The organism is Kineococcus sp. NBC_00420 (assembly GCF_036021035.1).
In the GTDB taxonomy this organism is placed as follows: Bacteria; Actinomycetota; Actinomycetes; order Actinomycetales; family Kineococcaceae; genus Kineococcus.
Map to the genome: position 1 here is coordinate 259152 of NZ_CP107930.1, position 12545 is coordinate 271696.

Here is a 12545-nt window from a genome sequence, read left to right on the forward strand (position 1 = left end):
CTTCAGTTGGCACTTCAGTTGGTTGGATTCACGACGACGACGGCCTTCATGCTCAGCGGGTCGGAGTCGGCGTTCAACGCGTCCTCGACCTGCTCCAGCGGGTAGCGGGCCGTCACCATGTCGTCGAGGTGGACGGCACCGGAGGTGGTGAGTTCGATGCCCCGGGGCCAGGTGTCGATGTAGCGGAAGACGCCGGTGAGGTTGATCTCGCGGGTCGCGATGAGCTGCACCGGAATCGGCATCTCCTCCGCGCCCAGACCGACGAGGACGACGGTCCCGCCACCGCGGGTGCTGTTGATCCCGGAGATCACCGCGGGCGTCGCCCCCGAGCAGTCGATGAACGCGTCGGCGCGGATCTCCGCGATCTCGGCCGCGTCCTGGACGGGGTGCAGCGCCCGGGTCGCCCCGAACCCGGTGATCCGCTCCCGGCGGGAGTCGACGAAGTCGGTGACGACCACGTCGGTGGCGCCCCGGGCGCGGACGGCCTGCGCAGCCATCGCCCCGATCGGGCCGGCCCCGGCGATCAGCACCTGGTCGCCCGGGCCGACGTTCGCCTTGTGCGCCGCCCAGAGCCCGACGCTCAGGGGTTCCAGCAGCGCCGCGGACTCGTCCGAGAGGCTGTCCGGCACGGTGTAGGCCTGGTCCGCGGGCGCGGTCACGTAGTCGCAGAACGTCCCGTCGAAGGGGGGCGTGGCGTAGAACTCCATGAACGGGCACAGGTTCGAGCGACCGGTCTTGCACTGCCGGCACGTCCGGCACGGGACCTGCGGGTCGATCGCGACCCGGTCACCGAGGCGTTCCTCGGGAACTCCGCGCCCGACGCCGACGACGGTCCCGGAGACCTCGTGGCCCAGGACGATCGGCGCGGTGACGACCATGTCGCCGATGCGGCCGTGCTTGTAGTAGTGGACGTCGGACCCGCAGACGCCGACGGAACCGACCTTCACCAGCACCTCCCCGTCACCGGGGTTTGGCACCGACCGCTCCTGCATCTCGATCACCCCCTGTCGCAGCAGGACACTCGCGCGCATCGTCCTTGGAATACTCGTGGGGATTGAACTGGGGGCTGATGTGGTCATCTGCGACTCTCCTCGGTGCCTCGACGGGTGGGCTGGGATTGGATCGATGGGCTCGAGGTGGGCCGCGCGAGCAGAGCACGCCCGGAGACCAGGTGCTCGACGCCGGCGGCGCGGCACTCTGCCTCATGGTGCGGTCCTACTCCCCCGTCGACCCCGATGGTGCAGTCGGTGGGGAGGTCGGCGACAGCGCTGAGGCGATTCAAGTCGATGCTCTGCGTGGTGCCCGGTTCGATGAGCATGACCAGCACTCCGTCCACCACACCATCGGCAAAGACGTATTCGGGCAGGGGCGTGCGGTTCAGTTCCGCCCACAGCTGTACGCCGTGGGCCTTCACGCGGTTCCCCTCACGGAGGCACCAGGCGCTGGGCAGCACCAGCCGGTCGGCGCCGATCGAGAGGACCTGGTCGAGCACGGCGGCGACTCGGTCGGTGCCCACGAGGTCGACGATGTGCACCTCAACTTTGGCCTCTGGCAAGTCTTGAGCTACCGCGGCGAGCTCATCCAGCCCCACCCCGAGCAAAGGCCCCTCGCCGGGCACGATGATGTCGACGTGGATCCACCAGCCGGCCTCGGCCAGCTGCTGTGCGGCGGCGTGTCGCTGCGCGGGCTGGACCGCGTACAGCGACCCGGCGTGCTCAACCGTGTCCGACCAGCCGGTGAGGTGTAGGGGTCCGATCACGAGCTGGCCTGAGTGGGCGGCGCTGCGGTGGTTCCGGAGTGCCCGACGATCCCGGCGGGGTGCACGGCGACGACGTCGGCGGCGGAGTGACCGCGGGCGTCCTTGAGGACGGCGGTGAGCGCGTCGCCCCAGGCCGCGGCCACCAAGGTACTCCCGGTGGCGACGAGGCCGTCGAGGTCGGCGTTGCTGGGACGCGTCTGCACGGTCACCACCGTGTCGGCGGCCGCGGCGAACGGGGAGTCCGGGGCCTCGGTGACCGCGATGACGCGCACGCCGCGTCCATGCAGCAAACGGACCAGGTCGGTGAGCTCGCTGGAGCGCCCACCCTTGGAGAAGGCGACAACCAGGTCCTCAGGGGTGACCGCACCGGCCCCACCATGCAACGCATCGAGGGTTGGCAAGCTGAAGGCGGGGGTGCCGCACACCGAGAGGAGGTGGGCGAAGCGTTCGGCCATGATGCCGGAGGTTCCGGACCCGATGGCGACGATCTTTCCCTGCACGGCGAGCACGGCTGACGCCACCTCAGCGAAGACGTCGTCGATCTGGTCGGCCAGCGCAGCAATTGCTTCGGCCTGCCGGCGAACCTGAGCACGGCCCGCAGCGATGAGCGTGGGCTTGTCCATCCCGGCCTCCTTCTCGTTCGGTGTGATTCGTTCGGTGTGGTCCAACGGCACAGGCCGGACGCGCAGATCATCGACCCAGATCGTGGACGCAGATCGTGGACGGCGCGGATTGGTGGGTGAGAGCCCCGCACGCGGGCGGCTGATGGTCACAGCCGGGTTCGGTACGGAGTATTTCTTGAGGTTTCGGGTCCAGGATTCCGCGCCCAGGTTTCGGGTTCGAGCTGCTACACACAGGCGACAGCAAGGCGATGAGGCACCGTTGTGGTGCGCCCTACCCCGTCCTTGGGCTTAGAGGTTGATGCGTACGTCACGCCTCAAACCATCAGTCTGGAGGCTGGCGATGGGCCCCGTTGACGGACAGTGCAACAAGTCCATGAAGGACGTCGCCAGCACCATCACGTGGGTGGCCATCTCAACGATGACCCCCACGTGTGGTGGCTATCTACTGACCGTCGATGCCCTCAGCGGCGATGTCGCCGGTCTTCAGGTTTTCCTCGGTCATCTCGGGGATCTGAGCGAGGAACGCCTCGCGGTCGGTGACGACGTGCTTGATCGCGATGTCGACGTTGTCCTTGGTGATGGCCGGCATGATGTAGACCGGGTCGGTGTCGACCTCCTCGCCGCGGGCGATCTTCGCGGCGACAGCGAGCCCGGCGGAGAGTTCTACGGTGCCGTTCTGCAGCGAGGTGCCGATGAATTCCCCACTCTTGACGGCGTTGAGGCCGTCTTCGATGCCGTCGATGCCGACAATGGGGATGGTCTTGCCGGACTCCTTCAGCGCCTGCAGGGCGCCGAGGCCCATGTCGTCGTTCTGGGAGACGATACCGTTGATCTGGTCCCCGAAGGCGGAGAGCCAGTTCTTGACCTTGTTGACGGCCTCGTCGCGCTTCCAGTTGGCGGTGTCCTTGGCCAGGACCTTGATGTCGGGGTACTTGGCCAAGACCTGGTCGATCCCCTTGCCGCGATTGATCTCCCCCGAGCCGCCGAGCGGGCCCTGCAGGATGACGATGCTGCCCTTGCCGCCAAGAGTGTCGGCCATCATCTGCATCTCCTGGGCACCGGCGGCGACGTCGTCGGGCTGGACGTTGCCGGCGATGTCGGTGGAGTTCAGCTCGGCGTTGACCGGGATGAGGGGGATGCCAGCGGTCTTGGCCGCCGTGACCTGGGGTTCGAGAGAGTCGGCCTGGACGGGGACGACGATGATGGCGTCGACGCCGGCGTTGACGTACTGGTCGACCTGGGAGGCCTGGGTGTTGACGTCGAGGCTTGCGGAGTTCCAGAGCAGCTCGATGTCGTTGGCGTCGGCGTAGGACTGCATGCCCTCCTTGCCGGCGGTGATGAACGAGCTCATGTCGTACACGCTGACACCGATGCGGATCTTTTTCGCCCCGCCGGAGGCAGTGGAGTCGGAGCCGCTGTCGGCGTTGGGGTCACCGGCGCCACACGCGGTGAGCGCGAGGGCGAGGGTTCCAGCGCCGAAGGCGCCGGTGAAGAGGGTGCGGCGCGAGAACGGGGACTGCGACACGGGGGTCTCCTTCGATCGAGGGTCGCGAACGGGTCGGTCACGGCGTCAGTGCTGTCGTGACAGGTTCTGCCCTGGTGGGTCCGGATGTGGTGGTTCACCGTGGTGAGGCTCAGGTTCAGGTCAACCGCGGCGAGAATCAGACAAGGTGGGCGTTAAGCGCGGCGCTTGGTGGACCACACGTCGACCGCGACGGCAGCGACGATGAGGACCCCCTTGATGACGTCCTGCCAGTAGGCCGGCACGAGTAGCAGGTCCAGGCCGTTGTTCAGGGTCTGGATGAGCAGCAGCCCCAGGGCGGTGCCCCAGACCGTGCCGCGACCACCCATGAGGCTGGCGCCGCCGATGACGACGGCGGCGATCGCGTCCAGCTCGTAGCCCTGGCCGAGGTTGGGGGGGCCGGAGATGACGCGGGAGGCGAGCATGACCCCGGACAGCCCGGCAAGCAGGCCGGAAATTGCGTAGACGCTGAACAGGGTGCGGCGGGCATTGACGCCGGCGATCTCCGCGGCGACGCGGTTGCCGCCGACGGCATAGACGCGCATGCCGTAAGAGGTTCGGCGCATCACGATCCCCAGCAGGATGATGCCGACGATCATGACGATGACGGGGATCTGCAGGCCGAGAATCTTGGTGTTCGCGATGGAGCCGAACTCCGCGGGCAGGCCGTTGATGGGCGCGCCGCCGCCGATGACGTAGGCGATGCCGGAGCCGGCCGTCAGCATCCCCAAGGTGGCGATGAATGGTGGCACATCGACCCGGGAGACGAGAATGCCGTTGATCGTGCCAGCCAGGAGACCGACCGCCATCGCGGAGAGAACAGTCAGCCACACCTGGCCCGGATTGGCCTTGGCCACCGCGGCTGATGTCATCGCGGCGACCGCGATGACCGAACCGACCGAGAGGTCGATGCCACCGGTGAGGATGACCAGCGTCTGCCCCAGCGCGATCAGGGCGAAGGGAGCGGCGGCGATGAGGATGTTCTGCAGGTTCTCCGGTGAGGAGAACCGCAGGGACCGATAGGAGAAGAAGGCGATGACCAGCAGCATCACGATGAGCATGGCGCGGCGGATCAGCTGAGCGATGATCCACTCGCGGGAGAATCGTCGTCGTTCTGCAGGAGCCGGGGTCGTCTCGAGCGGGGTGGTCGCGGTCATCACAGGTCCTTCGTCGGATCGCTGGAAGCCCCCGCGGCGGGCGGGGTCGGCTTCGATGCCAGTCCTGAACTGAGGCGGAAGATGAGTTCCTGCACGTCCGGGGAGTTGAGCTGATCGCGGGTCAGTTCCTCGACCACTCCTCCATCACGCAGGACGAGGGCACGGTGGGAGAGACCGAGCACCTCGGTCATGTCCGAGGAGGCCATGACGACGGCCATCCCCGCCGCAGCGAGCTCGGAGATGATGCGGTAGATCTCCGAGCGGGCGCCGACGTCGACGCCGCGGGTTGGCTCGTCCAGCAGCAGGACATCGACGTGCCCGGTGAGCCAGCGCGCGAGCACGACCTTCTGCTGATTGCCTCCGGAGAGGGTGCCGACGTCCTGGGATAGGCCCCGGCTGCGCAGGCGGACGGAGTCCATGGCCTCCCCCACCGCCCGGCGACGCGAGGCGCCCTTGAGCCAGCCGGCGACGGAGAACTTCGCCAGCCGGGGCAGAGTGCCGTTGTCAAGGACGGACAGGCCCATGACGGCCCCGGCGTGCTTGCGGTCCTCAGGCACCAGGGCCATGCCGGCAGTGATGGCGGCGGCGGGGTTCTTGCGCTTGACGTCCTGGCTGGCGACGGTGATCTGCCCGGCGGTGGTAGCGCGGACACCGAAGATTCCCTCTAGCAGTTCAGTACGTCCAGCCCCTACCAGTCCGGCCAAGCCGAGGATCTCCCCGCGGCGGACCTGCAGACTGACGGTGCCGTGTTGACCCACGACGGCCAGGTCGCGCACCTGCAGCACCTGTTCCGCCTCGGCGGGGACGGTGTGCAGGGGCGGGAAGAGGTCCTCCAGCTCGCGCCCGATCATCGCGGTGACGATGTCGTCGTCGGAGACGGCAGTCATCGCCTCGTCCAAGACCAGCCCGCCGTCGCGCAGGATCACGACGCGGTCGGCGAGGTCGCGGATCTCGGCCATCTTATGGGTGGTGAACATGATTGCCACCCCGGAATCGCGCAGCTGCCGCACGACCCGGTACAGGCCCTCGACCTCCCGCTCGGAGATCGCCGAGGACGGCTCGTCCAGCAGCACGACTTTCGCCCCGCGGCTGGAGTTCTTGACGATCTCGACGATCTGCTGCAGACCGACGGGCAGGGTGCCCATCCGGGCGCCGGGGTCGATGGCGACCCCGAACACCTCCAGCAGCTTCGCCGACTCCGACGTCATCCGGCGCCGGTCCAGGGTACCGAGCTTGCTCTTCAGCTCCCGTCCGACGAAGAGGTTCTCGTAGACGGTCATGTGCGCGATCGAGGCGAGTTCCTGGGGGACGATCGCCACGCCGAGGCGGTGGGAGTCGCGGATGCTGCCGGCCTGCAGCTCTTCTCCGCGAACCAAGACGCTGCCCTCGTCGGCTCGGTACTGACCGGCGGCAATCTTCATCATCGTCGACTTGCCGGCACCGTTCTCCCCCGCCAGGGCGGTGACGGTGCCGAGTTGCAGAGACAGGGAGACGCCTTTGAGGACGGGGACGCCGCCGAAGGATTTGCGCAGGTCCCGGCACTCCAGGACGGCCGTCTGCACGGTGGTGGCGGTCATGACGGTTGACCGGCTCCGACGCGCACGACGATCTTGACCTGCTCGGGGTCAGCGGATGCGGCGTAGGCGGCAGCGACGTCTTCGACGTCAAAGGTGCCAGTGATGATGTCGGCGACCGGAACTACCCCTTCGCGCAGCATGGCGATGGCCTCCTGAACGTCTTCGCGGACGAACATCAGGCAGCCGAGGATGTCCAGCTCGCGGTCTTGCACGAGGTCCAGCGGGATCGAGGTGGCGCCAGCGGCGACACCGACGGTCATGAGCTTGCCGCCCTTGCGCAGCAGGTCCACACCCTGGCGCACCGAGCTGTCCCGCGAGACGCAGTCGAAGACGACGTCGGCGGCACCGCCAAGCAGCATGCGCGCCTGCTCGACGGCGTCCTCGGCGGCGGCGTCGACCGCGCCGGCGGCTCCGAAGCTCACTGCGCGGTTCCGTTTGCTGCCGACGAGGTCAGCGGAGACGACCGCGCTGGCTCCGGCCCGCACCGCGCCGAGCAGGATGAACAGCCCGATCGGGCCGGCACCCAAGACGACAACGCGCTTGTCCTTGAGCGCTCCGGCGCGGCGCACCGCGCGCAGCGGGGTGGACAGCGGTTCCACCAGGACCGCGGCGGTGTCGTCGAGGTCGTCAGGCAGGACGTGCAGGCGGTCGGCGGCGACGGTGAACGCGTCGGTCATCCCGCCCGGGGTCTGGCAGCCGATGACGTCGAGGACGTCGCAAATGTTGTAGCGGCCCTCCTGGCACGGTGGGCACTTGCCGCAGGCCAGGTTTGGTTCCAGAACCACGCGGGTGCCGGGAGCAAACTGCGCGTCGACGCCCTCACCAGTAGCGGCGACGCGCCCGACAACCTCGTGGCCGGGGCGGTAGGGCAGGGTGATGAAGGGGTGCACTCCGCGGGCAGCGTGCAGGTCGGAGCCGCAGATGCCGACCAGCGTCGGTTCGAGGAGCACTTCGCCCGGCCCAGGGATCGGGCGGGCGTGGTGTTCGACCTGGATGTCGTCTAGGGAGTTCACGACGACCTGACGAACAGTGCCGGTCGTCTGTGGCGCGGTCACTGCACTGGTCATGAGCAGGCTCCAGTCACGAGCGAGGTGGAGGGGTGGCGTGGGGGACGAGGCGAGAGATGAAGTAGATGAGCGCGAAGCTCGAAGGAACGATCCTCGTGCTGCTGTGCACGTTGCATCAGGATCCAGGGTGGCTAGCTCGGAAGTCAAAGGAGCTGCTCACCTGAGCACCAGTCGGCGCGTAAAGTATCTGTTCGACACACTTCCTAGCAGATCCAGCCCACCTCAGATGGACGGCCTGGAAAGGTTCCCCAACGACTGCCCAGAGGGCGGTGCACCCGGTGGTGCGACAGTTGGCACGATCGGAAGGCTTTCGTTGAACGCCAGGTTTTCGTTGAACGCCGCAACCTGGGCGTACAGCCCTTCGGGATCCCGGTCAGTTGCTCGAGGTGTGGTGGTGAACAGGGTTCCCGGCCGCCAGGCGTCGCGGACAGAGCGCACATCGGCCCCCGAGGCGACAGCCGCGGCCTGCACGCAGGCTCCCCGTGCGGTCGCCTCGTCGGCGGCGGAGAGTTCGACTTCGCGATGCAACAAGTCGGCGAGCAGTTGCCGGTAGGCCACGGAGCGGGCACCGCCACCGACGACCAAGACGCGCCCGGTGGTGTCGACACCGTTGCGGTGCAAGTGCTGCACACCGCGAACGAGGCCGAGCAGCACTCCCTCGTGGGCGGCCCGGGCGATCTCCTCGCGGGTCGTGGCTGAGGTGATCCCGGCCAGCAACCCCCGTGCGTGCGGGAGGTCCGGTTTACGCTCACCGTCGAGGTGGGCGACCAAAACCGGGCCCGTGCCGGGGCCAGCCGCCAAGGCCATCTCGGCGAGGGTCGCAATGTCGACCCCGAGGAGGCGGGCGAACTGGTCGGTGACACGAGCGGCGTTGAGGGTGGAGACCAGCGGCAGGTAGCCGCCGGTCATATCGGCCACGCCGTCCACGGTGCCGCTCGCGTCGTGCACGGGGTGGACGCTAGGGGTGAAGACGACCCCACTGGTGCCGAGCGAGAAGGTGAGGTCTCCCGGCTCGACGCCGAGTCCAAGAGCGGCTGCGTGCTGGTCCCCGCCGCCGGCGGCGACCGGGATCCCGGCCTGCAGCCCGAGTGCCTGGGCGGCCTGCGCGGAGAGGGTCCCGCCCGCCTCAGAGGCCGCCACGAGCCGCGGCAACGTGGAGCCCCAGTCCATTGAGGGGTCGACGAGGTCCAGCAGCTCCAGCAGGTAGTCCCCTGCATCTTCTTCGGCGCTCGCGTCGAAGTAACCGGTGCCACTGGCCTCGGAGCGATCGGTGAACCGCTGCCCGGTGAGGCGAAAGTTCAGGTAGTCGTGCGGGAGCAGCATGCTGCGTACCCGGCGCAGGTTCTGGGGCTCGTGACGGGCCAACCATGCCACCTTGCCGATCGTGAAAGCGGCAGTGGGCACCGAGCCGGTGCGTCGAGCCCAGGTCGCGTCGTCGATCAGCTGACGCAACCGGATGACCTCGTCGGTGGAGGTGGTGTCGTTCCACAGCTTGGCGGGGCGGATAACCACCCCCTGCTCATCGAGAACGACCAAACCATGGCACTGTGCAGCCACGGAGATCGCGATCACGTCGCCACCATGGATCCCGGCAGCGCTCAAGCCGGCGATGCAGGCGGTCTGCAGAGCCTGCCACCACGCTGTCGGGTCCTGCTCGCTGACCGGCCCGGTGGCCGGTGGGTGCGGTGCGCGCCCGGTGCCCACCAGCTTGCCGGTGTCGGCGTCGCGCAGTTCCGCCTTGCACGACTGGGTGGAAGAGTCGACTCCCAATACCAGGCCCATGCGTCCTCCGCTTCGTTGCGAACGGTTTTTCTTCCGCCACAGATGGTGAGCCCTTCGATGCTCACGGGTCAAAAGACCTGCTCACATGAGCATCTGGGGTGCATCGAGGTACTGTTCCGTGCTCACCTGAGCACATGGGTCCGGAAGAACTGACTGAGATGGTGGCCATCGCCCGCCGCCACTACGTCGACGGCGTCTCACGCATCGACATCGCCACCGAACGCGGCCTCTCCCGCTTCAAGATCGGCCGGATCCTGCAGGCCGCCCTCGAAGCCGGCATCGTCCGTATTGAAGTCCGAGCCCCGGCCGGCATCGACTATGAGCTGTCAGAAGAGCTGCGCACCCGCTACGGCCTGCGGCGGGCGCTGGCCGTCCAGACCGCCGATGAGGCGCGGGTACGCCAGCCCCTCGGCCAGGTTGCGGCAGATCTGCTACGCGAGATCGTCACCACCGACGACGTTCTCGGCATCGACTGCGGCCGCACCCTGCGCGAGATGACCGGACACCTGGGCGGCATCGCCCATTGCGACGTCGTACAGATCACCGGGCTCGGCGGCATGGTGGGCGACACTGCCATCGACATCACCCGCGTGGTCAGCGAAGCCAGCGGCGGGCGCGTCTTCTCCCTCTTTGCCCCCATCGTCGTCGCCGATGCTCGGACCGCAGAAGCCATGCGCACCCACCGCGCCTTCCGCTCCACCTTCGCCGCCTACAGCAGGGTCACCAAGGCCGTCGTCGCCATGGGCGCCTGGTCCCAAGATCTCTCCCAGATCCCCGCTCTGATCAGCGAAGAAGAAACTGCACGGCTCGTCACCGCCGGCGCAGTCGGGGAAACTGGGGCACTGCTCGTCGACGCCGACGGTCGACGCGTCATCGACCTGGACTCCCGCCGGGTCGCCATCAGCGAATCGCAATTGCGCGCCGTCCCCGACGTCATCGGCGTCGGAGGCGGGCGGGGCAAGACCACCGCCGTGCACGCCATCCTCAAGGCCGGCTTGCTCAATTCCATCGTTACTGACGTCCACCTTGCGCGGCGGCTCCTGCGCCGCCCCAGCTGAGCGCAGGAAGCACCCAGCACGGCTGGGAGCTTGACCCGGTGGAGCCTGACACGGTTTCTCGGACAGGTTGATTGCGACCAGTTGACTGAACAGCGATCCTGCGCTGACCTGCGGGAAGTGTTGAACGCGATCGGCTACATCGTCGACAACGGCACGAAGTGGCGCACCTTGCCTCACGACTTCCTGCCCGTGGCAGACCTACCTGGGCTAGTAGCAGAAGCTGGCCTTGGGCGGCTTCTTCGAACGCCTCGCCGATGAGACCAGGACCCGTAACCGCCCGGGAAAACGCGCAACAGTGCCCCACGTACTGATCATCGACTCCCCGTCATTAAAGGGGCTCTCCTGACACATGTGTGAAGCCGTCACCGGCCTCCCCGCCCCGGTAGCGGCGGGCAGAACCCACCCAACGCCAGCATCGCCAACCCCACCAACGGTGCCGAAGAGTGGAACCCGAACGCCACCCGCGTCAGGACCCGGATCTTCGTGTTCATCGACTCCACCAACCCATTCGAGAGGCCATGCTCGAACGTCGCCTCGATCGCCGGCCGGTGCCTGATGATGTTGCGCGAGAGAGCCACAAACGCCGGGATCCGACACCGCCGGGCCCACCCGATCCACCGATCCAACGCCTGGCTCGCCGCGCCCGGACCGTCCTGACGGGCGATCCGGAAAACCATCCGCAGACCCTCCTTCAACAGGTACGCCCGATGCAGGCGCGGATCCGTCCGCGCGATCCATCCCAACTGCGCCGCCTGGTTCTCGCTCAAGTCTTCAGGGTTCCTCCACAACGCCCACCGCGCCCCCTTCAACGACCGCGCACCCCCGGTCGCCGCCGGCGCTCTACCCAGCGATCGGTCACGACCAACCGCGCCTCGAGCCCGGTTCCACGAACCCCGACGCTCCTCGTCCAACGCCTTGCTCGCCCACTGCACGACATGGAACGGATCAGCACAGCGCACCGCGTTCGCACACCGCTGCGCCACAACCGTCGCGATCCAGTTCGCACCGTCGGCGGAGACGTGCGTGATCGACGCCGACCGCTCGGGACCGAGTGCGTCGAAGAACCCCCGCAGCGTCTCCTTGTCCCGACCCGGCGCGGCCCACACCAACCGCCCGGTGTCGTGATCCACCACGACGGTCAGGTACTTGTGGCCGCGTTTGTAGGAGATCTCATCGATGCCGATCCGAGCCAGCCCCGCGAACCGGTCCGCCCCTGTCAATGCGCCCGCCGTGACCCGCTCGACGATCACCCCAACCGTCCGCCACGCCACCCGCATCAACTGCGCACAGCTGATCGGGACGTGTGAACCGCCAGCCACGCGACCTGCTCGTCAAAGGCGAGAGTGTGACCGGCGTCGTGACGAGCCCACGGCACGGCAGCCACCACCACTCCATGCCTTCGGCACTGGACCCGCGGCGCTGCCGCTTGGACGAACGCGCGCACACTGCCCACGTCCAGCGCCCGCCACCGCCGGACTCCGCGCCCGGCATCGAAGCGGCGGCACGGCCGCCGACACCGCCCGCACCGGTTAGCGGCGCGCTTAGGCACCCGCACCGACACGACGAGCACCCCGGCGTCCTCGTCGAGCTCGACGTCTTCGACGACGGCCTGCTGCAGTCCGAGCAGCTCAACCCATATCCTGGCTCCGCGCACGCCGTTCTCCCGTGGTGACGATCATGATCTCGACAATCAGGACCGTAGCCACCAGGACGGCGTGCGCCCTGCATCTCAGCTGCTCAGAGGCGTCGGGACAGCCAATCTGAGCTCATACATGTGTCACAAGAGCCATTAAAGGTCGCCGAAGGCGGTGCCAGTCGCGGTTTCGACGCAGGCAAGAAGATCAGCCGCCGTCAGCGCTTCGCTGGCGTCGACTGGGGGCACCTCCCGCTTGCGGGGGACGAGGTCAACTCGGTAGAGGTGGTGGTCATCGGTGCCGAGGTCAGCGACAACGCGGGCGGAATCACCCTACCGAACCGGTCGCCGAGCAAGTCCCAGCGTG

9 protein-coding genes and 1 pseudogene are annotated in these 12545 nt (G+C 67.8%); 1 reads left to right on the forward strand and 9 read right to left on the reverse strand.

Features of this window, described 5'->3' with window-relative positions; genetic code table 11:
- Positions 1-14 precede the first annotated feature (14 nt).
- The 8 genes from OG218_RS01365 to xylB form a co-directional block, all read right to left on the reverse strand.
- A complete protein-coding gene (locus OG218_RS01365) occupies positions 15-1079 on the reverse strand; it encodes an NAD(P)-dependent alcohol dehydrogenase (RefSeq protein ID WP_442906344.1) in 1065 nt (354 codons plus the stop codon).
- Positions 1076-1759: a hypothetical protein gene (locus tag OG218_RS01370; protein WP_328291412.1), complete on the reverse strand. Its 684-nt coding sequence runs from the start codon at positions 1757-1759 to the stop codon at positions 1076-1078. The genes OG218_RS01365 and OG218_RS01370 overlap by 4 nt, the downstream gene beginning before the upstream one ends.
- On the reverse strand, positions 1756-2382 hold the full coding sequence (locus tag OG218_RS01375; protein ID WP_328291413.1) for an SIS domain-containing protein: 627 nt from the start codon (positions 2380-2382) through the stop codon (positions 1756-1758). The genes OG218_RS01370 and OG218_RS01375 overlap by 4 nt, the downstream gene beginning before the upstream one ends.
- Before the next feature lie 442 nt (positions 2383-2824).
- Entirely contained in the window at positions 2825-3907 is a 1083-nt protein-coding gene (locus tag OG218_RS01380; RefSeq protein WP_328291414.1) for a substrate-binding domain-containing protein, read from the reverse strand.
- A 152-nt stretch (positions 3908-4059) separates the two neighbouring features.
- Entirely contained in the window at positions 4060-5061 is a 1002-nt protein-coding gene (locus OG218_RS01385; protein WP_328291415.1) for an ABC transporter permease, read from the reverse strand.
- Positions 5061-6638 (reverse strand): sugar ABC transporter ATP-binding protein, encoded by a 1578-nt coding sequence (locus OG218_RS01390; RefSeq protein ID WP_328291416.1) that lies wholly within the window; start codon positions 6636-6638, stop codon positions 5061-5063. The genes OG218_RS01385 and OG218_RS01390 overlap by 1 nt, the downstream gene beginning before the upstream one ends.
- Entirely contained in the window at positions 6635-7705 is a 1071-nt protein-coding gene (locus OG218_RS01395; protein WP_328291417.1) for a zinc-dependent alcohol dehydrogenase, read from the reverse strand. Before OG218_RS01395 ends, OG218_RS01390 begins: the two co-directional genes overlap by 4 nt.
- Before the next feature lie 222 nt (positions 7706-7927).
- The gene (xylB, locus tag OG218_RS01400; RefSeq protein ID WP_328291418.1) at positions 7928-9487 is read right to left on the reverse strand and encodes a xylulokinase; all 1560 of its coding nucleotides are present in this window, start codon (positions 9485-9487) and stop codon (positions 7928-7930) included.
- Positions 9488-9621: 134 nt separating this feature from the next.
- Between xylB and OG218_RS01405 the strand changes: the two genes are divergently transcribed.
- Positions 9622-10545: a sugar-binding transcriptional regulator gene (locus OG218_RS01405; RefSeq protein WP_328291419.1), complete on the forward strand. Its 924-nt coding sequence runs from the start codon at positions 9622-9624 to the stop codon at positions 10543-10545.
- Between the two features lie 362 nt (positions 10546-10907).
- Here OG218_RS01405 and OG218_RS01415 read toward each other — a convergent pair.
- Positions 10908-12199: pseudogene (locus tag OG218_RS01415) on the reverse strand (ISL3 family transposase).
- Positions 12200-12545 lie beyond the last annotated feature (346 nt).